Origin of the sequence: Streptomyces luteosporeus (assembly GCF_039532865.1) — a bacterium.
Taxonomy (GTDB): Bacteria; Actinomycetota; Actinomycetes; order Streptomycetales; family Streptomycetaceae; genus Streptomyces; species Streptomyces luteosporeus.
The window spans coordinates 131,101-156,209 of record NZ_BAAASL010000006.1; the positions used below are offsets into that span (position 1 = coordinate 131,101).

Genomic DNA, 25,109 nt, shown 5'->3' on the forward strand with positions numbered 1-25,109 from the left:
ACCGCTGCGGGAAGGAGCGGGGTGGGGAAAACGAACGGCCCGGATGCGATCAGGCGGAGACGCCGTCGATCCGGGCCATCGCATCCTCCGCGCCGTACGCCTTGAGGTACGGCAGCCAGCGCGGATCCCTGTGGCCCGTGCCGATGATGCGCCACGCCAGCCCCGTCGGCGGGGCCGGCTGGTGACGCAGGCGCCAGCCGAGCTCCGCGACGTGCCGGTCGGCCTTGACGTGATTGCAGCGGCGGCACGCGGCCACCACGTTCTCCCAGTTGTGCTGGCCGCCACGACTGCGCGGTACGACGTGGTCGACGCTGGTTGCGACACCACCGCAGTACGCGCAGCGCCCGCCGTCGCGGGCGAACAGGGCGCGGCGGGTGAGCGGCACGGGCCCCCGAAAGGGCACCCGCACGAAGCGCTTCAGCCTCACGACGCTGGGCGCGGGGATGGTGCAGCTCGCACTGTGCAGATAGGCGCCCGTGTCCTCGAGGCTGACGGCCTTCTCATTGAGGACGAGTATGAGCGCGCGGCGGAGCGGTACGACGCCGAGCGGCTCGTACGACGCGTTGAGGACCAGGACATGCGGCACGGGTGCCTCCTTGTACGCCGGCGGCGCGTGGCTCGCGCCGGGACGATCTCCTGCAAGTGTCCCCTTACCCCTGGCACGCGCGCCACCATGACCAGGTAACGGGTCTCGGGTGTTTTTGAACAAGACCTGTCCCATCTCGAACACAACAGCGGGCGAGCGGCCCCCTCCCGTTACTCTGGGAGGCTGCCCCGCTCCCTCCAGGAGGCTTCTGCTGTGTTCTGGTCCGCCCTCCCGGCCGGTGATTCCCCGACCCCCCGTACCTCGTCGCTGGACGAGGCGCAGCGCACGGCGAACGACGCCGCGGGCTGGGTCGAGGAGAACTGGTCCATCTGGCTCAGCAACGGCCTGCGCATCGTTTTGATCCTCGTGATCGCGGTGGCGATGCGCTCCTTGATCCGCCGTGCCATCACCAAGCTGATAGCGCGGATGAACCGCACCGCACAGGCGGTGGACGGCACGGCGCTGGGCAGCCTGCTGGTCAACGCCGAGCGGCGGCGGCAGCGGTCGGAGGCCATCGGCTCGGTGCTGCGCAGCGTGGCCTCGTTCCTGATCATGGGCACGGCGGCGCTGACGGTCCTGTCCGTCCTGAAGATCAACCTGGCGCCGCTGCTGGCGAGCGCGGGTGTGGCCGGTGTGGCCATCGGTTTCGGCGCGCGGAACCTCGTGACGGACTTCCTCTCCGGCGTCTTCATGATCCTGGAGGACCAGTACGGCGTGGGCGACGAGATCGACGCCGGTGTGGCCACGGGCACGGTCGTCGAGGTGGGCCTGCGCGTGACCAAGCTGCGCGGCGCCAACGGCGCGATCTGGTACGTGCGCAACGGCGAGGTCAAGCGCATCGGCAACCTCAGCCAGGGCTGGGCCCTGGCCGAGGTCGACGTCACCCTGCGCTACGACGAGGACCTGGACCGGGCCCGCACCGTCATCGCCGCGGCCGGCGAGGAGCTGGCGCGGCAGGCACCGTGGACGGAGCGGATCTGGGAGCCGGTACGGGTCATGGGCCTGGACTCGGTGACGCTGGAGACGGTCGTGGTGCGGGTGCAGGCGAAGGCCATGCCGGGGCACGCGGCCGACGTCGAGCGGGAGCTGCGCTGGCGGATCAAGCAGGCCCTGGACGCGGCCGGCATCCGCATGGGCGCCGCCTCGCAGGGCCCGGAGGAGGACGTCCCCGCCCCGGACCTCGCCACCGCGGTGGCACCGCCGTCGGTGCTGGGCAATCCGGCCTCGCCGCAGTCCCAGGCGACGGCGCCGATACCGCCGGGGGCGACGCTCGGCAAGTAGCGCCGCACGCCTCCTGGCCTCACGCCTCCTGCAGGACCTTCTCCAGGAACTCGTCGAGGTGGGTGCGCATGCGCTGGAGCCGCTCCTCCACCGACAGGCTCTCCTTGTAGCGCATCGTCAGCAGCGGCACCTTCTTGCCGCGCACGTACAGCGGGCAGGCCAGGTCGGCGCACATGTAGGCGCCGACCGTGTTGCCCTCGCGCCCGGAGGCGCCCACGCGGCGGGCGGCCAGCAGGGAGACGCCCGAGCCGGGGTGCCCGGTCAGGCACAGCGAGCACATGGTGGTCTTGGTGAAGCTGCGGGGCCCGCCCTGCGGGACGCGCAGGGTCACGCCCACCAGGCCGCCGCCGCGCTCGACGACGAGGTAGCCCCGGTCGGGCGCGCCCGGGTCGCGCCAGCCGAGGAAGTCCAGGTCCTCCCAGGGCAGCTCGGCCAGCCCGCGGGGCAGGTTGATGCGGCGCGCCTCGCCCTTGGAGCAGTTGACGAAGCTGGCGCGTATGGCGTGGTCGCCGAGTGGTTCCATGCCGCGGAACGTAACAAGACGTGACGAAGGGGCGCACGCGATTTTTCGTTGCAGTGCACACCCTTGACGCCGGTGCGAGCGGGGCCCTAACGTCCCCGTCAGTTGGAAGGTTTCCTTACAGATCTGCCGAGGGGTGGGACTCGACGTCATGGGCCAGGCGGGAATCCCCGGGACGCCGCGCGTCCTGCGGGCCATGAACGACCGGGCCGCGCTGGAGCTGCTCGTCGACCTCGGGCCGCTCACGCGCACACGACTGGGCGAGCTGACCGGCCTGTCCAAACCCACCGCCTCCCAGCTGCTCGGCCGGCTGGAGGCCGCCGGACTGGTGCGCGGCGTCGGCAGCGTCACCGGCCGCCCGGGCCCCAACGCCCAGCTCTACGAGGTCAATCCCTCCGCCGCCCACGTGGCCGCCCTCGCCGTCGACGAGGAAGGCATCACCGCCGCCGTCGCCGACATCACCGGCACCCTGCTCGGCGAGCACCGCGTCCGCGCCCGGGCCCTGGACGAGGACGTCGCCCGGCGCACCGGCGAGCTGGTCGCCGAGGCCGTCCGGGGCGCACTGGCCGCCGCCGGGCTGGGCACCGGCGACCTGCACCGCACCGTCATCGGCACGCCCGGCGCCCTCGACCCGCGCACCCGCGTCCTGCGCTACGCCCCCCACCTGCCCGGCTGGCAGGCCCCCGGCATGAGCGAGGAGCTGGCCGGGCGGCTGGGCACGCCCGTCGTCATCGAGAACGACGTCAACCTGGCCGCGGTCGCCGAGCGCCACGCGGGCGCCGCCCGGGGCGAGGACAACTTCGTCCTGGTGTGGATCGACGAGGGCGTGGGCGCCGCCGTCGTCCTCGGCGGCCGGCCCCTGCGCGGGGCCACCGGCGGCGCCGGGGAGATCGGCTACATGCCGCTGCCGGGGGCGCCGCTGGCCCGCGGCGGCCCCGAGGCCACCGTCGCCCCGGACGGCGGGGGCGGTTTCCAGCAGCTCGTGGGCTCGCCCACGGTGCTGCGGCTCGCGCGGGAAGCGGGCCTGCCCGCCGGCAGCGTGCACGAGGCGCTCGATGCGGCGGCGCGCACGCCGGGCACGGGCGACGCGCTGTTCGCGGAGCTCGCCGAGCGCATCGCCACCGGGCTCGCGGCAGTGGTCGCCGTCCTCGACCCGGGGCTGGTGGTGCTGACCGGGGAGGTCTGCCGGGCCGGTGGCGAACGGCTGCGCGCCCTGGTCGCGTCGCGGCTGGACGGGCTCGCCCTGCCCCGCCCGCAGGTGCGCCTGAGCACCGTCGAGGGCTGCCCCGTCCTCGTCGGCGCGCTGCACACCGGGCTCGCCGACGCCCGCGACGCCGTCTTCGACACGGCCTGAACCGGCGGAAGGAGGCCCGGTGCCCCGGTCGACGTCACGCTCACGTTCACCGTTACGGCCACGGCCACGGTCACGGTCACGGTTACGGGCGCCTGCTGCGGTCGTCCTGCTGCTCCTGCCGGTGCTGTGGGTGCTCCCGGGCTGCGCCGCCCCGGCCGCCGGCAGCGCCGACGACGATCCCACCCGGCCCGTCACCCTGCGCCTGTGGCACGGCTGGTCGCAGAAGGACGAGGTGAAGGCGGTCGACGAGGCCCTCGCCCGGTTCCACCGCGTCCACCCGAACATCCGCGTGGAGACCACCGGCAACGTCGGTGACGCCACCGTCAACCAGGCCCTGCGCGCCGGCGGCCCGGGCGCTCCGGACGTCGTGGCCTCCTTCAGCACCGACAACGTCGGCCAGTACTGCTCGTCGGGCATGTGGACCGACCTCGGCCCCTTCCTGCGCCGGTCCGGCATCGAGAAGGAGGCGGTCTTCCCGCGCGTGATGCTCGACTACACCGCCTACCGGGGCAACCAGTGCGCGCTGCCGCTGCTCGCCGACGCCTACGGCCTGTACTACGACAAGGACGCCTTCGAGCAGGCGGGCATCGCCCGTCCCCCGCGCACCCTGTCGGAGTTCAAGGCGGCCGCCGTCCGGCTCACCGAGCGCACCGCCGACGGCGGGTACCGGCGGGTGGGCTTCATGCCGGACTTCCGGCTGTACGAGAACAGCCCGGACCGCCTCTTCGCCCAGTGGGGGCCCGCCTACTTCGACGGCGACGGCAGCGCGCGGCTCTCGCGCGAGCCGGCGACCGCCGCCTTCCTCCGCTTCCAGCAGGAGCTGATCGACGCGCTCGGCGGCTACGGGCCGCTGGAGAGGTACCGCACCACCTTCGGCGAGGAGATGTCCTCGCAGCACGCCTTCCGCACCGGGAAGCTGGCCATGCACCTGGACGGGGAGTGGCGCACCCGGCTGCTGGAGGCGGACCGCCCCGGCTTCCGCTGGGCGACGGCGCCCCTGCCCGTACCGGACGACCGGCCCGAGACGTACGGGCGCGGCCTGCTGACCGGCACCGTGGTGGGCATCGCGCACAGCAGCCGGCATCAGAACGCGGCCTGGGAGCTGGTGAGGTTCCTGACGACCGACACCGATCAGGTGGTCGCGTTCGCGAACGCGCTCGGCAACGTGCCCTCCACCAAGGCCGCGCTCGCCTCGCCCCGGCTGCGGGCCGGCCCGGGCTTTCGCACCTTCCTCGACATCGCCCGGCACCCACTGAGCGTCGCCCTGCCGCCCTCGGTCAACGGCGGGATGTACGTGGTGACGCTGCGCGAGTTCGGCTACGCCGTCGAGGCCGGCCGGGTGCGCGACCTCGGCAAGGGGCTGCGGCAGCTCGACCGGCAGATCGACGACGACACCCTCCAGTCCGCCGACTGACGAAAGGGCAGGGATGAAAAGGGCAGGGATGAACCGTCCGGACCCCGCCCGCCGCGTCCGGCTGCGCCGGCGCCTGCGCACCGCGGGCTTCCTCTCCCCCTGGCTGGCCGGCTTCGGCGTCTTCTTCGCCTACCCGCTCGCGGCCACCGTCTACTTCTCCTTCATGCACTACAACCAGATCCGCCCGCCGACCTTCGTGGGACTGCGCAACTGGTCGTACGTGCTGGAGCGGATGCCGCTGTTCGGGCCGGCCCTGTGGAACACCCTGTGGCTGGTAGTGGTCATGGTGACGCTGCGGGTGGTCTTCGGCCTGGGCATCGGGCTGCTGGCCACCCGGGTCAAGCTCGGCAAGGGCCTGCTGCGCACCCTGTTCTACCTGCCGTGCCTGGTGCCGCCGGTGGCCGCGACGGTCGCCTTCGTCTTCCTGCTGAACCCCGGCACGGGCCCCGTGAACGGCATCCTCTCCGCGCTCGGCCTGCCCTCCCCCGGCTGGTTCACCGACCCGGCCTGGGCCAAGCCCTCGCTGGTGCTGCTGTCGCTGTGGGGCATCGGCGACCTCATGGTGGTCTTCCTCGCCGCCCTGCTCGACGTCCCGCGCGAGCAGTACGAGGCGGCCGAGCTGGACGGGGCCGGGCCGCTGGCGACGTTCCGCTACGTCACCTGGCCCTCGATCACTCCCGTGGTGACCTTCGCGGTGGTCACGGGCGTGGTACAGACGATGCAGTACTACACGCAGGCACTGGTGGCCGGGCGGATGGCGTCCGGCGTGAGCATCGGCCCCGGCACGGTCGTCCAGCCCGGCTATCCCGACCATTCCACCCTCACCGTGCCGCAGCTCGTCTACTCACTGGGCTTCCAGAACTTCAACACCGGCGCGGCGTGCGTGCTCTCGCTCGTGCTCTTCGCCCTGGCCATGTCGGTCACCGCCCTGCTGATGCGCAGGCGCGGCGGGCTGCTGCGGGCGGAGGACTGACGACCGTGACGACCGCCAAAAAACCCAGGGCCGTGCTGCACTGGATAGCCGTGCACACCACGGCCGTCGCCGCCGCGCTGTTCTTCACGCTGCCCTTCGTCTTCATACTGCTGACGTCGGTGATGAGCGACGAACAGGCGCTGAGCGGCGAGCTGTGGCCCCACCAGTGGCAGTGGTCGAACTACGCCGAGGTCTTCCGCACCCCCGGGTTCCTGACCTGGTGGCGCAACTCGCTGCTGTACGCGGGGCTCGGCACCCTGCTGACCGTGTGCTCCTCCGTCCCGGTCGCGTACGCGCTCGCGAAGTTCCGCTTCCGGGGACGGCGGCCGGCACTGCTCCTGGTGATCGCCACGATGATGCTGCCGCCCCAGGTGGTCGTGGTGCCCATGTACCTGGTGTGGGCCCAGCAACTGCACCTGTCGGGCTCCCTGTGGCCGCTGATCGTCCCGCTGGCGTTCGGGGACGCGTACTCCATCTTCCTGCTGCGCCAGTTCCTGCTCACCATTCCCACCGAATACCTCGAGGCGGCGAAGGTCGACGGCTGCGGCGAGGTGCGCACGCTGCTGCGCATCGTGGTGCCGATGGCCCGCCCGGGCATCGCGGCGGTCGCCCTGTTCCAGTTCTTCTTCTGCTGGAACGACTACTTCGGGCCGCAGATCTACGCCGCCCAGAACCCCGGCGCCTGGACGCTCAGCTACGGGCTGGAGTCCTTCAAGAGCGCCCACGGCGTCGACTGGAACCTCACCATGGCCGCCACCGCCCTGGTGACGGCCCCGGTGGTCGCCGTCTTCTTCTTCGCCCAGAAAGCCTTCGTCGAAGGCGTCACACTGACAGGAGTCAAGGGTTGAAGCTCGCAGTAGTGGGGGGCGGCTCCACGTACACCCCCGAACTCGCCGACGGCTTCGCGCGCCTGCACGCGACGCTGCCCGTGGACGAGCTGGTCCTGGTGGACCCCGACACCGACCGGCTCGAACGCGTCGGCGGCCTGGCCCGGCGCATCCTCGCCCGGCAGGGCCACCCCGGGCGCGTGACGTGGACGAGCGACCTGGACGCCGGCACCGACGGCGCCGACGCCGTCCTGCTGCAGCTGCGGGTGGGCGGGCAGGGGGCCCGCGAACAGGACGAGACCTGGCCGCTGGAGTGCGGTTGCGTCGGACAGGAGACCACCGGCGCGGGCGGGCTCGCCAAGGCGCTGCGCACGGTGCCGGTGGTGCTGGACATCGCCGAGCGGGTCCGCCGGCGCAACCCGCAGGCCTGGATCGTCGACTTCACCAACCCCGTCGGCATCGTCACCCGCGCCCTGCTCGCCGCCGGGCACCGCGCGGTGGGGCTGTGCAACGTCGCCATCGGCTTCCAGCGGAAGTTCGCCGGGCTGCTGGGCGTCGCCCCCGAGGACGTGACGCTGGAGCACGTGGGCCTGAACCACCTCACCTGGGAGCGGGCCGTACGCATCGGCGGCCGGGACGTGCTGCCCCGGCTGCTCGCCGAGCACGGCGGGACGATCGCCGCCGACCTGCGCCTGCCGCGCGCCCTGCTGGACCGCCTCGGCGTGGTCCCCTCGTACTACCTGCGCTACTTCTACCGGCACGACGAGGTGGTGGAGGAACTGCGCGGCGGGCCCTCCCGGGCCGCGCAGGTCGCCGAGATGGAACGGCGGCTGCTCGCGATGTACGCCGACCCCGGCCTGGACGAGAAGCCGGAGCTGCTCGCCTCCCGCGGCGGGGCGTTCTACTCGGAGGCCGCGGTCGCGCTCACCGCCTCGCTGCTGCGGGACACCGGCGACGTTCACGTGGTCAACACCTTCAACCGGGGCACGCTGCCCTTCCTGCCCGACGACGCGGTGATCGAGGTCCCGGCGGCGGTGGGCGCCGAGGGCGCGCGCCCACTGCCCGTACGCCCCCTGGAGCCGCTGTACGCCGGGCTGGTGGCGGCCGTGACGGCGTACGAGCACCTGGCGCTCGAAGCGGCGCTCAAGGGCGGCCGGGGGCGCGTCTTCGAAGCACTGCTCGCCCACCCGCTGATCGGCCAGTACGCGCAGGCGGAACGCCTGACGGACGCACTCCTCGCCCACAACCGCGAACACCTGGCGTGGGCGTGACCGGTCCGGCGGGCGGGAACGTGATCGTGGCGGTCGACGCCGGCAACAGCAAGACGGACGCGGCCGTCGTCGCCCCCGACGGCACCGTCCTGGGCAGCGCGCGCGGCGGCGGCTTCCAGCCGCAGACCGCCGGCGTCGAGCGCGCCGTCGACATGCTGCAGACGACCGTCACCGGCGCGCTCGCCGCCGCCCGGACCCTGCGGCCCGGCCCCCTGCGCATCGGACACGTCTCCGCCTGCCTCGCCAACGCCGACTTCCCGGCGGAGGAGGAGCTGCTCGCCACCGAGCTCGCGCGGCGCGTGCGCCCCGCGGGCGGGCAGGGCGGGCCGCCCTCCGTCGAGGTGGCCAACGACACCTTCGCGCTGCTGCGGGCGGGGCTGCCCGACGGCGGTGAACCGGTCGGCGTCGCCGTGGTCTGCGGCGCCGGCATCAACTGCTGCGGACTCGCCCCCGGCGGCCGCCGCGCCCGCTTCGCCGCGATCGGCCGCATCTCCGGGGACTGGGGAGGCGGCGTGCACCTGGCGGAAGAGGCCCTGTGGTGGGCCGCCCGCGCGGCCGACGGGCGCGGCGGGCCCACCGCCCTGGCCCACGCCCTGCCCGCCCACTTCGGGTTGCCCACCATGGCCGAACTCATCGAGGCCCTTCACCTGGGCCGCATCGACCCCGCCCGCCGCCACGAGCTCGCTCCGGTGCTCTTCGCGGTCGCGGACGCCGGCGACGCGGTGGCGCGGGCGCTGGTCGAACGCCAGGCCGAGGAGGTCGTGGCGATGGCGACGGCCGCGCTGCGGCGGCTGGAACTGCTCGACACGGCGGTGCCGGTCGTCCTGGGCGGTGGCGTATTGACGGCGCGTCATGCGCTGCTCGACGAAGGCATCGCGCGGCTGCTGGCGCGGCGGGCGCCGCGGGCGGTGGCGCGGGTCGTGACCGCGCCACCGGTGCTGGGGGCGGCGCTCCTGGCCCTCGACCGGGCGGCCGCGCCACGGCGCGCGTACGCGCGCTTGAGGGCCCACTACGCGTAGGGGGCGTGCCCCGTAGGGGCGCGGGGAACTGCGCGATCGGCCACCGACGGCCCGCAGTCGACGCACGGCCTCCGTCTGCGGGCACGTCGTGGCTTGTCGCGCAGTTCCCCGCGCCCCTACGGGGCGGGAACCGAACACGCGCCCGGCGCGTGGAGGATGGTGCACCCCGGTCCCTGCGGCCATACTGCTGGCCGGGCACTCGCGACCCAGGGGGAGGTCACGTGTCACCAGCGCATCCGGCCCTGGACCGGCTCAGAACGGCGGTGGCGGCCACCACCGAGCCGGGCAGACTCCGGCTGGCCGGTGCGGCCCTCGCCGTCCTCCTGGCCGCCTTCGGCGCGCTGGCCGCCTGGCAGGTGGCCGCCCGCCAGTCCGCCGCGGACGCCGTCGTACGGCACAGCCAGCCGCTGAGCGCGGACGCCGCCGACATCTACCGTTCCCTGGCCGATGCCGACACCACCGCCGCGGGTGGTTTCCTGGCCGGCGGCCAGGAGCCGGCCGCGGTCAGGCAGCGGTACGAGAAGGACATCGCCGTGGCCTCCGAGCTGCTGGTGAAGGCCGCGGCCAACACCGATCCGGCCGATCCGGCCCGCAGCCGCATCACCCGGCTCAACGCGCAACTGCCGGTCTATACGGGCCTGGTGGAGTCCGCCCGTGCGGCGGGCCGGCAGGGACTGCCGCTGGGCGGCGCCTACCTGCGCTACGCCAGCGACCGGATGCGCGAGGAGCTGCTGCCCGCCGCCCGGGAGCTGTACGAGTCGGAGACCGGGCGGCTGGAGTCCGACTACGCGGGTGCCACGGGCTGGCCGTGGGCCGCCCTGGCCGCGGGGGTCGTCGCACTGGGTGCGCTCGGCTGGGCGCAGCGGCGCGAGTACCTGCGTACCCACCGCGTCTTCAACCACGGCCTGCTGGCCGCCACGGCCGCCGCCGGGGTGGGCCTGCTGTGGCTGGTCGCCGGGCACGCCGTGGCCCGCACCGAGCTGACCGCCTCCTACGAGCACGGGGCGCGTTCGATGCAGGTGCTCAGCGAGGCCCGTATCGCCGCCCTGCAGGCCCGCGGTGACGAGAGCCTGACGCTGGTGGCGCGCGGGGCGGTGCTCACCGCGGCCGGGGACGACGCCTACGAGGCCAGCTACCGCGCGGGGATGCGCGCCCTGGTCGGCGGCGACCTCACCACCGGTGGCGAGCCGCGCGGGGGCAGCCTGCTGGGCAGGGCGCAGTCGCTGGCGGACGGGGCCGCGGGCCGCGACCCGGTGGCCGGGGCGATCCGGGACGTCGGCCGGTGGCAGCAGCGCCACGGCGAGGCGCGCGCCGCGGACGACGGCGGCTACTACGAGCGGGCGCTGCCGCTGGTCATCGGCGACAGGGACAGCACGGGCGCGGCCTTCGACCGGGTCGACACGGGGCTGCGCCGGGCCCTGGCGCACGAGGAGGAGGACTTCCGGCGGGCGGCGGACGACGGCCGCGGTGCGCTGACGGGGCTGGCGGCCGGCACGGCCGTGCTGGCGGTGCTGGGGGCGGCGGGTGCGGTGCTCGGCATCGGCCGCAGGCTCGCGGAGTACCGGTGAGCGCGGGAGCGGGGACGGGAGGGCGAGGGATGGGCGAGCGATCCGCCGCCAGGGGCTGGGCCCTGCTGACGACGGCGGTGTGCGCGGCGGCTGCTGCGGCCGCCGCGGCGCTGCCGCAGCCGGCGGCGCCGGGGCCCACGGCCCGTACGCCCGCGCCCGTTGCCGCTGCGGGCGCGCAGGCCGCGGCCGCCTGCAGCTCCCCGGAGGCGAGCCTGCGGCCCTCGACCGCCGACGGGCCGGCCGTGCAGCGCATCAAGGAGCGCGGTCGTCTCGTGGCAGGTGTCGACCAGAACAGCTACCGCTGGGGCTACCGCGATCCGGCCACCCGGGAGCTGGAGGGCTTCGACATCGATCTCGTCCGCGCCGTCGCCAAGGCCCTGCTGGGCGACCCGGACAAGGTCACCTTTCTGGCGATCCCCACGAACCAGCGCATACCTGCCCTGCAGAAGGGCAAGGTGGACATCATCGCGCGCACGATGACCGTCAACTGCGACCGGATCCGGCAAGTGGCCTTCTCCACGGCCTACTTCGAGGCCGGGCAGCAGGTGCTGGCCCCCAAGGGCTCGCCGGTCACCGGGTTCGACGACTCGCTGAAGGGGAGGAAGGTCTGTACGGCCAAGGGATCGACGGGCGAGGGCGAGCTGCACCGTCAGTCGCACGGAGCGACCGTGACGACGGTGCCCAACCAGCTCGACTGCCTGGTGCGGTTGCAGCTGGGGCAGGTCGACGCGGTGGTCACCGACAACGCGCTGGCCGCCGGGCAGGCGGCCCAGGACCCGTCCGTGCGACTGGTCGGCAAACCGTTCACCACCGAGTCCTACGGCGTGGCGATGAACCTCAAGGACGAAGACCTGGTACGCCGGGTCAACGCAGTACTGGAGGACTACCGCCGGGGCGGGGAGGCGAGCCCGTGGATGCTGGCCTACCGCAAGTGGCTGGCGGCCGATCTGAAGGGCATCACCGCACCACCGGAACCGACGTACAAGGACTGACACCGGCAGACACCGGAGGAGAGGAGATCGATGGCGCTCGCGGGGCCCACCGGGCCGGCTCTCAGCCGCGAGGAGGCGGACCGCGAACTGGCGCGCCTCGGCGAGGAGCACGAGGCGGTCGAGTCCTCGCTGCTCGCCCTGCAGGACCACGCGGGCCGCAGACTGCTGGAAGGAGCCCGGCTGAGCGGCACCACCGAGGCCCGCTGGGCGGCCACCGAGCAGCTGATCACCCAGCTGTGGGTGTACTTCGACGCCTTCACCGACGCCCTGGAGGCCGCCCGTGAGCTGCGGGCCCGGCGCCGCTGGCCCACCCAGGGCGAACTGGCCCGCATCGCCGACCTGCTGCGCGGCACCGCCATCACCCTGCCCGGCGTGCCCCCGGCGGCCACCGCCGCGGGGCTGATCCCGCCGCCCCGGCTCAGCGAGCGGCTGAGCCTGCGGGAGCTGGCCGAGCGGATGAACGCCTGGTACGGCGAGGCCCTGGAGGTGGTCGTCGCCGCCGACGCCGTGTGGTCCGCGCTGCCGACCCGCATCGACCTGCTCGCCGCCGAGCTGCGGCGGGTGCGCGCGCTCGCCGAGTCGGTGGGCGTGCGGCCCGGCGCCCACCCGGCGGGCGACGAGCTCGACGGCATCGCCGCCGAGCTCACCGCCCTGCGCGCGCGGGTGCTGGAGGACCCGCTGGCCTTCTGGACCGGCGCCCCGCCGGGCGCCGGCCCCGGCGGCGGCCGCCTGGACACCTCCCTCTACGACCGCTCCGCCCGCGCCCTGGAGGACGTGCGGCGCGAGGTCGAGGCCGTCCTGGACGTGCGCGACGACGCCGAGCGCCGGCTGATGCGCGTCCGGGACGTGATCTCGCGCGTCGACCGCACGCTCGGCGAGGCCCGCAGCGCCCGCACCGAGGTGCTGTCGAAGATCGCCGCGTACGAGGTGCCCGTCGTCTCCGGCCCGCCGACCGTGCTGTACGAGCAGCTGTCCGCGGCGTCGGAACACCGCCGCAACGCCGCCTGGCACCTGCTCTCGCCGGTGCTGGAGGGCCTGGAGCTGCAGGCCGAGGAGGAGCTGCTGCGCGCCCGCGAACAGCTCACCGCGGTCACCGCTCCGCTGGCGGTGCGGGCCGAGCTGCGCGGGCGCCTGGACGCGTACAAGGCCAAGGCCGCCCGCCTGGGCCTGGCGGAGGACGCGTTCGTCCTGGAGCGGTACGACGCGGCGCGGCGCGTGCTGTGGAGCGCGCCGTGCGACCTGGTCACCGCCGAGGCGGCCGTGCTGCGCTACCAGCAGGCCGTCGCGGAGGCCGTGGCCCCGCCCGCCCGGCCGGCGGTCACGGGGACGACGGACCACAAGGGGGAGCGATGACCGGTACCGGCTGCCAGCGGCCCGGCTGCCCGGGCACGTACGAGGACGTGGGCGCCGGCGAGCTGTACTGCGACACCTGCGGGCTCGCACCGGTCGTGGCGCCGGGCGGTGCCCTTTCCTCGCCGCCGACGGGGGTGACCAGGGCGCGCGAGGGGTCCTCGTCCTCCGGGTCCTCTTCCGGTTCGTCTTCGGGTTCGTCCTCGGGGTCCTCTTCGGCGCGTTCCTCCTCCTCGCGCCGGTCGGTCTCCGGCCGTCTGTCGCGCTCGTTGCAGGAGGGCTCGCAGAGCACGCCGACCGCGGCCCGTTCGGTCTCGGTGCGCAGCCGGCGCTCGGCCGCGTCCTCCTCCGGCCGGGGCCGGCTCGGCGCCGGCCTGGTGACCATGCCCGGCGTGCCCCGGCCCGACCCGCGGGCGGCCGTGCTGAGCGATCCGGAGGTGCCCGAGCGCAAGCGGTTCTGCAGCCGCAGCGACTGCGGGGCACCCGTGGGGCGTTCGCGGGAGGGGCGGCCGGGGCGCACGGAGGGCTTCTGCACCAAGTGCGGCCACCCCTACTCCTTCGTGCCCAAGCTCCGTCCGGGCGACGTGGTGCACGGCCAGTACGAGGTGGCGGGCTGCCTCGCGCACGGCGGTCTGGGCTGGATCTACCTGGCCGTCGACCGTGCCGTCGCCGACCGCTGGGTGGTGCTCAAGGGCCTGCTGGACACGGGCGACGAGGACGCGCTGGCCGCCGCCGTCTCCGAGCGGCGCTTCCTCGCCGAGATCGAGCACTCCAACATCGTGCGCATCTACAACTTCGTCGAGCACCTCGACCAGCGCACGGGCAGCCTCGACGGCTACATCGTCATGGAGTACGTCGGCGGCAAGTCGCTGAAGGAGCTCGCCAACGAGCGCCGCCGCCCCGACGGCCGCCGCGACCCGCTGCCGGTCGAGCAGGCGTGCGCGTACGGCATCGAGGCGCTGGAGGCACTCGGCCACCTGCACAGCCGGAACCTGCTCTACTGCGACTTCAAGGTCGACAACGCCATCCAGCAGCAGGACCAGCTCAAGCTCATCGACATGGGCGCGGTGCGGCGGATGGACGACCAGGACGGCCCCATCTACGGCACGATCGGCTACCAGGCCCCCGAGGTCGCCGAGGTGGGCCCGACCGTGGCCTCCGACCTGTACACGGTGGCCCGCACGCTCGCCGTGCTGACCTTCGACTTCCAGGGCTACACCAACGTCTTCGCCACCAGCCTGCCCGCGCCGGACAACATCGAGGTCTTCCAGCGCTACGAGTCCTTCTACCGGCTGCTGGTGCGGGCCACCGACCCGGACCCGGCCCGGCGCTTCGCCTCCGCGGCGGAGATGGCCGAGCAGCTGACGGGGGTGCTGCGCGAGATCGTGGCCCTGCAGACGGGCACGCCGCGCCCGGCGGTCTCCACGCTGTTCGGGCCGGAGCCGCGGGTGGTGGACACCTCCCTCTTCCCGGACGTCGCCGGGGACGTCTCGGCCCTGGGGGTGCGCCCGCGCACCGGCTTCTTCCGCCGGCCGGCCACCGGAGCCGTCGCTCTCGCCCCGGCGGCCCCCGCCCCCGGCACGGCTCTCGCGGAGCTCGACGTACGGGCGGCCGCGCTCGCCCTGCCGATGCCGCTGGTCGACGCCGGCGACCCCAACGCGGGCTTCCTCGCGGGGCTGCTGGCCTCCCGGCCCGCCGAGCTGTACGCCGCGCTGAAGGCGGCCCCCACCGACTCGCACGAGCTGCGGCTGTGCCGGGTGCGGGCGCTGCTGGAGCTCGGCGAGGACGGGCCCGCGGGGCAGGCCGTCGCGGCGCTGGAGGCGGCGCGGCCCGAGGACTGGCGCACCGTGTGGCACCGCGGTGTGCTCGCTCTGGTCACCGGCGACCACGCCACCGCCGCCCTGTCGTTCGACGCCGTGTACGACGCGTTCCCCGGGGAACCGGCGCCGAAGCTGGCGCTCGGTCTGTGCGCGGAGGTGCTCGGGCAGCTGGACAACGCAGCCGAGTACTACCGGCTGGTGTGGGCGACCGACCCCGGCTTCGTGGGCGCCGCCTTCGCGCTGGCCCGGGTGCGGCTGGCCGACGGCGACCGCCCGGGCGCGGTGGCCGCGCTGGAGTCGGTGCCGGAGGCGTCCATCCACTACACCGCGGCCCGTGTGGCCGCGGTGCGGGCCCGGCTGCGGCGGCGCTCGGCCCACGAGGCGCTGCTGGAGGACCTGCGGGCGTCAGCCGCCCAGGTGGAGCGGCTCGCCGGCTTCGGGCTGGACGCCGTGCGGCGCGAGCGGCTGTCGGCGGAGGTGCTGGGCACCGCTCTGGACTGGGTGCTCGCGGGCCGGCAGGGCGAGGCGCCGGCGCAGACCGGGCAGCCCGGGCGGACCGGCGACGTGCTGCTGGACAGTCCGCTCGACGAGCGGGGCCTGCGGTTCGGGCTGGAGCGCTCGTACCGCGTGCTCGCCCGCCTGGCCCACCGCGGCGAGGAACGGATCGAACTGGTGGAGCGGGCCAACCGTTACCGCCCCAGGACATGGGTGTGATCGATGTCGCAACTGCCCCCACAACTGACGGTGTGTCCCGTCTGCCGCGAACCGCTGGAGCCCTCCGACAACTTCTGCGGAGGCTGCGGTGCCGCCCTGGCGGCGGCGGTGCCCGTGCCCGCCGGCGGGCACGGCACCGACCGGTGGCGACCCGACACGCCCGCGGCGCGGGAGGCGGCCGAATGCCGCGAGGGCCCGGGGGGCGGCGCCGTACCGGCGCAGCCGGGGCGCGGCGCGAGCCCCGGCAGGCCGTGCGCGGCCTGCCGGTCGGGCATGATCGACAACGACGGGTACTGCGAACACTGCGGGCATGCACAACCGCGCGAACGGGATCACATGGAGCACGAGTCGGCAGGCGTCGCGGCAGTCAGCGACCGCGGCCTGCGCCACCACCGCAACGAGGACGCCTACGCCGTGTCCACCCCGCAGCCGGCCGGCGGCCGGCCTGCCGTCGTCGCCGTCGTCAGCGACGGCGTGTCCTCCGCGGCGCGGCCCGACGAGGCGTCGGCCGCCGCCGTACGGGCCGCGCACGACGTCCTGGTGGCGGAGCTGGAGCGGGGCACGGCGCCCCGGGAGGCCACGCACACGGCGATCGTGCACGCCGCGGAGGCGGTCACCGACCTGGCCGCCGCCCCCGCGGGCGAGGCGCGCGAGCACGACCCGTACCGCCAGGTCAACTCCCCGGCCTGCACCGTGGTCAGCGCCGTGATCACCGGTGACCTGCTGACCGTCGGCTGGGTCGGCGACAGCCGCGTCTACTGGGTGCCCGACGACCGCTCCACCCAGCCGGCCCGGCTGACCGAGGACGACTCCTGGGCCGCCCAGATGGTCGCCGCCGGGCTGATGAGCGAGGCCGAGGCGTACGCCGACGAGCGCGCCCACGCCATCACCGGCTGGCTGGGCGCCGATGCGTACGAGGTGGTGCCGCACACCGCCTCGTACCATCCGGACCGGCCGGGCGTGGTGATCGTGTGCACCGACGGGCTGTGGAACTACGCCGAATCGGCCGAGGAGATGGCCCGGGTCGTGCCGGCCGACGCCCGCAGCCGGCCGCTGGAGTGCGCACGCCGTCTGCTGGCGCACGCCCTGGACGGCGGGGGCCACGACAACGTAACAGTGGCGGTACTGCCGTTCCCGGCCCGGCCGGAAGGGGCAGGATCGGCCTGACGGCCAAGCGTTCACGGGGGGATCCGCACGCCGGTGCCGGCCTTGCCGCACCGCGCGGCTGTCCGCCCCGCCGCACGTCCGTGCACCACCCACGTGGCAGACGTACGAAGGAGCGGATGAAATGGCCAGCTTCGGCAAGGCGAGCGTGCCGCGCTTCTCGGTCGAGGTGTACCAGAACGTCAACCTTCCCGAAGGCGGCCGCGAGGTCAACGCGATCGTCACGGTCACCGCCGACGCCGGCCAGGGCGGGGCGGGGGAGCCGGCCTCCGGCGGCGGGCAGCAGGCGGCGGTGGTCCTGATGGTGGACTGCTCCGGCTCGATGGACTACCCGCCGGCCAAGATGCGCAGCGCCCGCGAGGCCACGGCCGCCGCGATCGACGCCCTGCGCGACGGCGTCGCCTTCGCCGTCGTCGCCGGCACCCACCAGGCGCGCGAGGTCTATCCGGCGGGCGGCAGGCTCGCGGTGGCCGACGCCACCACCCGCGGCCAGGCCAAGGAGGCACTGCGCAAGCTGAGCGCGGGCGGGGGCACGGCGATCGGCACCTGGCTGCGGCTGGCCGACCGGTTGCTGTCCTCCTCCGATGCGGCGATACGCCACGGCATCCTGCTGACCGACGGCCGCAACGAGCACGAGGAGCCGGAGGCGCTGCGCGCGTCGCTGGACGCCTGCGCGGGCCGCTTCATCTGCGACGCCCGCGGCGTGGGCACGGACTGGGAGGTCAAGGAGGTCACGGGCATAGCCTCCGCCCTGCTGGGCAGTGCCGACATCGTCGCCGATCCGGCCGGCCTGGCCGCCGACTTCACGCGAGTGATGGAGTCGGTGATGGGCAAGGAGGTCGGCGACGTCGCGTTGCGGCTGTGGATCCCGCAGGGCGCCGAGGTGATGTTCGTCAAGCAGGTCGCGCCGACCGTGGAGGAGCTGACGCAGCGCCGGCAGGAGGCCGGTCCGCGGACCGGCGACTACCCGACGGGCGCCTGGGGGGACGAGTCCCGCGACTACCACGTGTGCGTCAAGGTGCCCGAGGCCCGGGTGGGGCAGGAGATGCTCGCCGCCCGGGTCTCGCTCGTCCGGCCCGGGGCCGACGGCTCCGCGCAGGTCCTCGCCCAGGGCCTGGTGCGCGCGGTGTGGACGGACGACCTGGTCGCCTCCACCGCCATCAACCCGCAGGTGGCCCACTACACCGGCCAGGCCGAGCTCGCCCAGGCCATCCAGCAGGGGCTGGAGCTGCGCAAGGCGGGCGACATCGGCGGGGCGACGGCCCGGCTCGGCCGGGCGGTCCAGCTCGCCAGCCGCTCCGGTCACGAGGACACCGCGAAACTGCTGGCCAAGGTGGTGGACGTGGTCGATGCCGCGAACGGTACTGTGCGGCTGAAGACCAGGGTGTCGGAGGAGGCGGAAATGACCCTCGAGACCCGGTCCACCAAGACCGTTCGTGTCAAGAAGTGACGCCAGAGGGGGAATCGACCGACATGCCGACCTGCCCGAACGGCCACCCTTCGGTGGCCGACGACTGGTGCGAGGTGTGCGGCCACCGGATGCAGGGGGCCGCCGCGGCCTCCCCCGCCGTCCCCCCGCCGCCGCCCGCCGCGCCGCCGGCACCTCCGGCACCGCCCGCGCCCCCCGGCCCGCACGGCCCGCCCGGCCCCGGCGCCACGGGCGGCTACGGCTACCCGGGGCCCGCCGGCGACGCCACCGTCCAGGCCGAGCTGTGCCCGCAGTGCCGCACGCCGCGCGAGGCGCAGGCGCCGTTCTGCGAGGAGTGCCGCTACAACTTCGTCACCCGCTCGGCCAACCCGTACGCCTCGCCGCCGCCCCCGCCCGGCCACGGGCTGCAGTCCGCGCCGCCGCCCCCGCCGCCCGCGCACCCCCAGCCGCCGCAGGGCTTCGACTACCAGGGCTCGCGCCCCTCCCGGGTCAACCGGCCGGCCGAGCCGCTGCCCCCGCAGGGCCCCGGCCAGGGCTACGGAACGGCCTCCCCGGGCTACGACGGGCAGGGGTACGGCGCCCCGGGCCGCCCCGCCCCCGGCCACACCGCTCCTGGCCACAGCGTCCCCGGCTACGACTCCCCCGGCTACGACGACGACTGGATGCTCCCCCCGCCGGAGGGCGCGCCCGAGCCGCCCGCGGCCCCCGGCGCGTACGGGTACGAGACGCCCGACCACCAGCCGGAGCCGGAGCAGCCCGCCGGCTGGGTGGCCGTCGTCGCCCCGGACCGCGAGTACTTCCTGTCGATGATGAACCGCAGCGGCCCGGAGGCGGCGGGGCTGAACCTGCCCGCCTACTCCCCCGAGCTGCGCTTCCCGCTGGACGGCGGGCAGGTCACCATCGGCCGCCGGCGGCACAGCACCGGCGAGTCCCCCGACATCGACCTCTCCCGCCCGCCGGAGGACCCGGGCGTCTCCCACCAGCACGCCATGCTGGTGCAGCAGCCGGACGGCAGCTGGGCCGTGGTCGACCAGGACTCCACCAACGGCACGACGATCAACGGTTCGGAGGATCCCATCCAGCCGTACGTGCCGGTACCGCTGCGCGAGGGCGACCGGGTGCACGTGGGCGCGTGGACGACGATCACGGTGCGGCGTGGCTGAGGAGTCCTGAGGCGGAGTCCTAAGGCGGAGGTCCTCGGTCCGGTGGTCTGAGACCATGGAGGGGTGATGGAGATTCCGCGCGGCACGCTTCAGGAGCAGACCTTTTACGAGCAGGTCGGCGGGGAGCAGACCTTCCGGCGCCTGGCCCACCGCTTCTACCAGGGTGTGGCCGGGGACCCGCTGCTGCGGCCGATGTACCCCGAGGAGGACCTCGGGCCCGCCGAGGAACGCCTGGCACTGTTCCTGATGCAGTACTGGGGCGGTCCGCGCACCTACAGCGAGAACCGCGGTCACCCCCGGCTGCGGATGCGCCACGCGCCGTTCACCGTGGACCGGGCCGCCCACGACGCGTGGCTGCGGCACATGCGCGACGCCGTCGACGAGCTCGGACTGGAGCCCGGGCTCGAGACGCAGCTGTGGAACTACCTGACGTACGCGGCCGCCAGCATGATCAACTCGGCCGACTGACCGATCGGGCGCTCCCTGCGCAGGCGGCTCAGTGCCTGGGCTCAGTGTCTGGGCTCAGTGTCTGGGCTCAGTGTCTGGGGGTAACCGTCAGATCCCGCAGGCCGCCGCCGGTGCTCACGGCGACCGAACCGTGCGGCGTGCGCAGCCGCAGCCAGCCCCGCGCGGCGAACAGCGCCAGCGGCTCGGGGGCCAGTGCCGTGGCCGTGCCGTTGCGGGCGCCCGCGGGCGCCTGGGCCCGGGCCGGGCGCAGGAAGCCCAACGCCTGGGCGGCGTGCACCGCCCGCAGGGGCAGCCCCGTCTCCCCCAGGGTGCGGGACCAGATCTCCCGGCCGATGCGGTCGCGCTCGGCCCGGGTGCGGTGCTGCTCGGGCAGCGCCTCGTCGCGGGCACGGAACTCCGCGACGGCCGCGGCCACGGCGGCGCGCACCGCCTGCTCGCCGGGCAGGCCCTCGACGCGCTGCCAGCCGCCGCGCGGCGGCAGCACCCCGGCCCACGGAGGGCCGGTGACCGGGGGCGGAACGACGATGCCGGCGGCGGCACCGTGCCGGGCCGGCTCCCCTTCGCGCAGCTCGTCCAGGGCGTCCAGGAGCTGCCCCGCCGAGACGGTGACGTCCAGCTCGGCCGGGTCGGCCAGCCGGGCGGTGCGCACGGCCAGCACCTCGAAGGACGGCGGCCGGCCGAAGGCCGCGAGGACCGCGCCGCCGGCCTGCAGCCGGACGGCCGCGGCACGGTCGAAGTGGATCAGCCGGGCCAGGAAGGCGGCCAGGTCGGCCGCCTCCCCGGCGTCGGCGAAGCGCAGCCGCTGCGTCATGCGGCGACGGCCTCCTCCGCGGCGTCGTCCGCGTACGCCAGGAGCAGCTCGCGCTCCTCCGGGGTGACCCGGCGCGGGCGGCCCGCGGCGAGGTCGAACGGCACGACCACGGTCGAGGCGCGGACGAAGGTGTGCTCGGCGTCCTTGATCTCGTAGGAGACCGTCATGGACGCCGCGCCGATCTTCGCCACCCACAGCTCGACGGTCACCGGCTCGGGCCGGTGGACCAGCGGACGCAGGTAGTCGATCTCGTGACGGGCCACGACGGACCCGTCCGCGAAGTTGCCCTGCGTCGCGCCCTGCTTCACCGCGTGGATGAAGTCGATCCGGGCCTCTTCGAGGTACCGCAGGAAGACCGCGTTGTTGACATGGCCGTAGGCGTCCATGTCGGACCAGCGCAGGGGGCAGGAGTAGCGGTAGCGCGCCACGGTCAGCCCCGGGTGAGCTTCTTGTAGGTGGCGCGGTGCGGACGGGCCGCGTCCGGGCCGAGACGCTCGATCTTGTTCTTCTCGTACGACTCGAAGTTGCCCTCGAACCAGAACCACTTGGAGTTGCCCTCGTACGCCAGGATGTGGGTGGCGACCCGGTCGAGGAACCAGCGGTCGTGGGAGACGACCACGGCGCAGCCGGGGAAGTCGAGCAGGGCGTTCTCCAGCGAGGAGAGCGTCTCGACGTCGAGGTCGTTGGTCGGCTCGTCGAGGAGCAGCAGGTTGCCGCCCTGCTTGAGGGTGAGCGCCAGGTTCAGGCGGTTGCGCTCGCCGCCGGAGAGCACGCCGGCCGGCTTCTGCTGGTCCGGGCCCTTGAAGCCGAACGCGGAGACGTAGGCGCGCGAGGGCATCTCGACCTGGCCGACGTTGATGTAGTCCAGCTCGTCGGAGACGACGGCCCACAGCGTCTTCTTGGGGTCGATGTTGGCGCGGGCCTGGTCGACGTAGGAGATCTTGACGGTCTCGCCGACCTTGATCGTGCCGGAGTCGGCCTTCTCCAGGCCCTGGATCATCTTGAACAGGGTCGTCTTGCCGGCGCCGTTCGGGCCGATGACGCCGACGATGCCGTTGCGCGGCAGGGTGAAGGACAGGTCGTCGATGAGGACCTTGTCGCCGAACGCCTTGGAGAGGTTGTTGACCTCGACGACGACGCTGCCCAGGCGCGGGCCCGGCGGGATCTGGATCTCCTCGAAGTCCAGCTTCCGCATCTTCTCCGCCTCGGCGGCCATCTCCTCGTAACGGGCGAGGCGCGCCTTGGACTTCGCCTGGCGGCCCTTGGCGTTGGAGCGGACCCACTCCAGCTCTTCCTTGAGGCGCTTCTGGCGCTTGGCGTCCTTCTGGCCCTCGACCTTCAGACGGGCGGCCTTGTTCTCCAGGTAGGTGGAGTAGTTGCCCTCGTAGGGGTGGGCGCGGCCGCGGTCGAGCTCCAGGATCCACTCGGCGACGTTGTCGAGGAAGTAGCGGTCGTGGGTGATCGCCACGACGGTGCCGGCGTACTTGGCGAGGTGCTGCTCCAGCCAGTTCACCGACTCGGCGTCGAGGTGGTTGGTGGGCTCGTCCAGCAGCAGCAGGTCGGGGGCCTCCAGCAGCAGCTTGCACAGGGCCACGCGGCGCTTCTCGCCACCGGAGAGGTTGACGACCGGCCAGTCGGCGGGCGGGCAGCCCAGCGCGTCCATGGCCTGCTCCAGCTGGGCGTCGAGGTCCCAGGCGTTGGCGTGGTCCAGCTCCTCCTGGAGCTTGCCCATCTCCTCCAGCAGCGCGTCGGAGTAGTCGGTGGCCATCAGCTCGGCGATCTCGTTGAACCGGTCGAGCTTGCCCTTGATCTCCGCGACGCCGTCCTGGACGTTCTCCAGCACCGTCTTGGACTCGTCGAGCTTCGGCTCCTGCATGAGGATGCCGACGCTGTAACCGGGCGAGAGGAACGCGTCGCCGTTCGACGGCTGCTCCAGCCCGGCCATGATCTTGAGGACGGTGGACTTACCGGCACCGTTGGGGCCGACCACACCGATCTTCGCACCGGGCAGGAAGCTCAGCGTCACGTCATCGAGGATGACCTTGTCGCCGTGCGCCTTGCGCGTCTTGCGCATGGTGTAGATGTACTCAGCCAAGAGAAACCGTCCGGCAATCGAGAAGGGCCAATGTGCGGCTCCGCCGCGTGAGGGCAGATACACCCCATCTTGCCGTACCGGTACCCCTGGGCGGAAACGCGTTGTGCCCGGCGGGCCGCCGCGTCACCGGGCACCGCGCGTCACTGGTCGCCGGCCGCCTCGGTGCGGCGCAGGAGGAAGACGGCACCTCCGCCCACGACGATCAGGGCTATGGCCACGCCGGCCACCTCGGGCGTGGCGCCGCTGCCCCCGGTCCCGGCGAGGTCGCCGCCGGTCACGGGGCCGCCACCGGTGCCGGCCTTGTGCGCGACGACGGGGCTCGCCGCGGGGGAGGGCCTGGTGGTGCCGGAGCCTTCGGCGGCGGCGGTCTCGGCAGTGCGGCAGTCGAGGATGCCGGAGAAGGTTCTGGCGAAGCCGCCGGGGCCGGTGACCTGGAGCCGGTACGCCTGGTCCTCGCCGATGCGGACCAGCGTCGTCTCGGTGCGGCCGGGGGCGACGGTGTGCGGGCGGCCCTGCAGCTCGTGGGTGAACGGGCGGTCGCCCTTGTTCTCCACGGCGACCTGCACCCCGCCCGCCGCGCAGTCCTTCCGGGCGGTCACGGCGGGTATCGCTCCCTCGGCCGCCCAGGTGGCACCGGCCCCCGCCGACACGGTGCTCTCGCTGGACCCGGCGAGGATCATGGTCTGGGTCCGGGTGTGGTCGCCGATGAACGCGCGGCCCACGGGGACCTTGGTGGCGGCCGTGGCCTTCAGCGCGGCCGAGCCGTCGGGGGTGCCGGCGGGGACGTCGAAGTAGACCTCGCCGCCGTTGCCGGTGGTGGTGACGGGCTTGCCCGCCTTGTCGACGAGCCGGACGTTCTTGGCGACCGCGGCGGCGGAGGGCATGACGGTGACGCTGCTCGCGTCGGTGCGGACGGTGACGGGCCCTATGCGTCCGCCGGCCCGTCCGGAGACGGCCGCCGGGGTCAGGGTCAAGGACGCCTGGGGCTCCGGGGTGTCCTCGGCGTGTCCGTAGAGGTAGTCGGCGAGCTTCTGGGCCTCGGGGCTGACGGCGTCGACCTTGACGGAGTCGGAGTAGCGCCAGACGGCGACCTGGGTGCCGGCCGCGGCGCTGTTGGCGTCGAGGGTGCCGGCGCCGGAGTCCTTGGCGAGCGCGGCGAGATCGTTGACCTGCGGATAGGAGTGCTGCAGGATCCAGCGGATCCGCCCGGCGTTGGGGTTGTCGTGCAGCGAGGACTCGCCCCAGCCCGTCTCCTTGTACTTGGCGCCGTCGACGGTGTTGGTGAGGATGTCGACGCAGTACGTCTGCAGGGTGCCGCCGCCGTCGACCTTCATCTCGAACAGGCCGGCCATGACGGGGCCGGTCCTGCGCCGGTCGTGCACCACGGCGCCGCCGCCGGCGGTGATGCGGCCGAGGGTGGCGCTCACGCCGCCCTGCTGCGCCCCCTCCTCGGCGGCCGCGGCACCGCTGGCCGCCGTGCCGGCGAGCGTCAGACCGCACGCCACCAGCAGCACCAGGGCGCGGCGGACGATCCCCCGCCCCTTCACAGAGTTCATGGATTTCCTTTCGCGCGGGCGCGGACCGCGCACGGACCGGCCCCGGCCGTCGCACGAGCGCCCCGTTGGACAACTCGGAACGCAGGTGCCCCCGTTGCCATGCAGGGGATCTTAAAGATCAGTTGCAGGGCTCCGGGCCGCACATCTCTTCGGACGGCCGATCCGAATCGGAATCGTTATCACATCAACGTTTGACGGCGGCGATTATCGATAAATCACCGGAACCACTTCCTCCGCGATGGCCCGTCAGGACCCCGGCGCGGCAGTGCCGGCCTGGAGCTCCCCGCCGCCGGCCCCGTCCGCTCCCCCGGCGCCGACGGCGGCCGCCACGCGGACCGGCTCGACCGGCAGCGGCAGCCGGGCCGGCGCGACCCTGCGGAAGGCGGAGGTGCCGCGCGTCAGGTCGTGGCCGATGGAGACCGCGTCGATGTCCGCCGACAGCCGGCGTCTGCCCTCGTACTCCTGCTCCTGGATGCGCAACCTGCCCTGCACGATGACCGGTTCGCCCACCGACACCGACCCGACCACGTTCGCCGCCAGGGTGCGCCAGGCCCACACGGTGTAGAAGCTGGTGTACGCGTCGGCCCACTCCTCGCGCTGCCGGTCCCAGCGGCGCACCGTGGCCGCGAGCCGGAAGCGCGAGAGGGCCGCGCCGTTGGCCGCCTCCCTGAAGTCGGGCTGCGTCGCCACGTTGCCCACGACCGTCACGAGCGTCTCGTTCATCGGAAGGCTCC

The 25,109-nt window shown here is 74.0% G+C and carries 22 protein-coding genes; 15 read left to right on the forward strand and 7 right to left on the reverse strand.

Annotated features, from left to right (window positions below; genetic code table 11):
* Positions 1-49: 49 nt before the first annotated feature.
* The gene (locus tag ABD361_RS09275) at positions 50-586 is read right to left on the reverse strand and encodes an HNH endonuclease (protein ID WP_344434388.1); all 537 of its coding nucleotides are present in this window, start codon (positions 584-586) and stop codon (positions 50-52) included.
* Between the two features lie 213 nt (positions 587-799).
* Here ABD361_RS09275 and ABD361_RS09280 point away from each other — a divergent pair, with 213 nt between their 5' ends.
* Positions 800-1,867, forward strand: a complete 1,068-nt coding sequence (locus ABD361_RS09280; protein ID WP_344434389.1) for a mechanosensitive ion channel family protein — start codon at positions 800-802, stop codon at positions 1,865-1,867.
* 19 nt (positions 1,868-1,886) lie between these two features.
* On the opposite strand, the gene ABD361_RS09285 is transcribed toward ABD361_RS09280, so the two are convergent.
* Entirely contained in the window at positions 1,887-2,390 is a 504-nt protein-coding gene (locus ABD361_RS09285) for an FBP domain-containing protein (protein ID WP_344434390.1), read from the reverse strand.
* 148 nt (positions 2,391-2,538) lie between these two features.
* Between ABD361_RS09285 and ABD361_RS09290 the strand changes: the two genes are divergently transcribed.
* The 14 genes from ABD361_RS09290 to ABD361_RS09355 all read left to right on the forward strand — a co-directional run bounded on the left by ABD361_RS09290 (position 2,539) and on the right by ABD361_RS09355 (position 19,913).
* Complete coding sequence (locus ABD361_RS09290; protein ID WP_344434392.1) at positions 2,539-3,741, forward strand: ROK family transcriptional regulator; 1,203 nt, start codon at positions 2,539-2,541, stop codon at positions 3,739-3,741.
* 115 nt (positions 3,742-3,856) lie between these two features.
* Positions 3,857-5,155, forward strand: a complete 1,299-nt coding sequence (locus ABD361_RS09295; RefSeq protein ID WP_425583188.1) for an extracellular solute-binding protein — start codon at positions 3,857-3,859, stop codon at positions 5,153-5,155.
* A 28-nt stretch (positions 5,156-5,183) separates the two neighbouring features.
* Positions 5,184-6,128, forward strand: coding sequence for a carbohydrate ABC transporter permease (locus ABD361_RS09300; RefSeq protein WP_344434394.1), 945 nt, complete (start codon positions 5,184-5,186; stop codon positions 6,126-6,128).
* A gap of 5 nt (positions 6,129-6,133) precedes the next feature.
* The gene (locus ABD361_RS09305; RefSeq protein WP_344434395.1) at positions 6,134-6,976 is read left to right on the forward strand and encodes a carbohydrate ABC transporter permease; all 843 of its coding nucleotides are present in this window, start codon (positions 6,134-6,136) and stop codon (positions 6,974-6,976) included.
* Entirely contained in the window at positions 6,973-8,226 is a 1,254-nt protein-coding gene (locus ABD361_RS09310; protein WP_344434396.1) for a 6-phospho-beta-glucosidase, read from the forward strand. Before ABD361_RS09305 ends, ABD361_RS09310 begins: the two co-directional genes overlap by 4 nt.
* On the forward strand, positions 8,217-9,245 hold the full coding sequence (locus tag ABD361_RS09315) for an N-acetylglucosamine kinase (RefSeq protein WP_344434397.1): 1,029 nt from the start codon (positions 8,217-8,219) through the stop codon (positions 9,243-9,245). The genes ABD361_RS09310 and ABD361_RS09315 overlap by 10 nt, the downstream gene beginning before the upstream one ends.
* Positions 9,246-9,466: 221 nt before the next feature.
* On the forward strand, positions 9,467-10,813 hold the full coding sequence (locus tag ABD361_RS09320; RefSeq protein WP_344434398.1) for a hypothetical protein: 1,347 nt from the start codon (positions 9,467-9,469) through the stop codon (positions 10,811-10,813).
* A 29-nt stretch (positions 10,814-10,842) separates the two neighbouring features.
* A complete protein-coding gene (locus tag ABD361_RS09325) occupies positions 10,843-11,805 on the forward strand; it encodes a glutamate ABC transporter substrate-binding protein (protein WP_344434400.1) in 963 nt (320 codons plus the stop codon).
* A gap of 30 nt (positions 11,806-11,835) precedes the next feature.
* On the forward strand, positions 11,836-13,158 hold the full coding sequence (locus ABD361_RS09330; RefSeq protein ID WP_344434401.1) for a hypothetical protein: 1,323 nt from the start codon (positions 11,836-11,838) through the stop codon (positions 13,156-13,158).
* Positions 13,155-15,689, forward strand: a complete 2,535-nt coding sequence (locus tag ABD361_RS09335; RefSeq protein WP_344434402.1) for a serine/threonine-protein kinase — start codon at positions 13,155-13,157, stop codon at positions 15,687-15,689. Before ABD361_RS09330 ends, ABD361_RS09335 begins: the two co-directional genes overlap by 4 nt.
* Before the next feature lie 3 nt (positions 15,690-15,692).
* On the forward strand, positions 15,693-16,856 hold the full coding sequence (locus ABD361_RS09340; RefSeq protein ID WP_344434403.1) for a PP2C family protein-serine/threonine phosphatase: 1,164 nt from the start codon (positions 15,693-15,695) through the stop codon (positions 16,854-16,856).
* Between the two features lie 121 nt (positions 16,857-16,977).
* Positions 16,978-18,303 carry a vWA domain-containing protein gene (locus ABD361_RS09345; RefSeq protein WP_344434404.1) on the forward strand — a complete coding sequence of 442 codons (1,326 nt, stop codon included), beginning with the start codon at positions 16,978-16,980 and terminating at the stop codon, positions 18,301-18,303.
* A gap of 23 nt (positions 18,304-18,326) precedes the next feature.
* Complete coding sequence (locus ABD361_RS09350) at positions 18,327-19,445, forward strand: FHA domain-containing protein (RefSeq protein WP_344434405.1); 1,119 nt, start codon at positions 18,327-18,329, stop codon at positions 19,443-19,445.
* Positions 19,446-19,508: 63 nt separating this feature from the next.
* Positions 19,509-19,913, forward strand: a complete 405-nt coding sequence (locus tag ABD361_RS09355; RefSeq protein ID WP_344434406.1) for a globin — start codon at positions 19,509-19,511, stop codon at positions 19,911-19,913.
* Positions 19,914-19,980: 67 nt separating this feature from the next.
* Here ABD361_RS09355 and ABD361_RS09360 read toward each other — a convergent pair whose 3' ends face one another.
* The 5 genes from ABD361_RS09360 to ABD361_RS09380 all read right to left on the reverse strand — a co-directional run bounded on the left by ABD361_RS09360 (position 19,981) and on the right by ABD361_RS09380 (position 25,098).
* Positions 19,981-20,724, reverse strand: a complete 744-nt coding sequence (locus ABD361_RS09360) for a DUF8010 domain-containing protein (protein WP_344434407.1) — start codon at positions 20,722-20,724, stop codon at positions 19,981-19,983.
* The gene (locus tag ABD361_RS09365; protein WP_344434408.1) at positions 20,721-21,152 is read right to left on the reverse strand and encodes an acyl-CoA thioesterase; all 432 of its coding nucleotides are present in this window, start codon (positions 21,150-21,152) and stop codon (positions 20,721-20,723) included. Before ABD361_RS09365 ends, ABD361_RS09360 begins: the two co-directional genes overlap by 4 nt.
* A gap of 2 nt (positions 21,153-21,154) precedes the next feature.
* Positions 21,155-22,819 (reverse strand): energy-dependent translational throttle protein EttA, encoded by a 1,665-nt coding sequence (gene ettA / locus ABD361_RS09370; RefSeq protein WP_344434409.1) that lies wholly within the window; start codon positions 22,817-22,819, stop codon positions 21,155-21,157.
* A 140-nt stretch (positions 22,820-22,959) separates the two neighbouring features.
* Positions 22,960-24,375 (reverse strand): Cys-Gln thioester bond-forming surface protein, encoded by a 1,416-nt coding sequence (locus ABD361_RS09375; protein WP_344434410.1) that lies wholly within the window; start codon positions 24,373-24,375, stop codon positions 22,960-22,962.
* 246 nt (positions 24,376-24,621) lie between these two features.
* A complete protein-coding gene (locus ABD361_RS09380; protein ID WP_344434411.1) occupies positions 24,622-25,098 on the reverse strand; it encodes a single-stranded DNA-binding protein in 477 nt (158 codons plus the stop codon).
* Positions 25,099-25,109 lie beyond the last annotated feature (11 nt).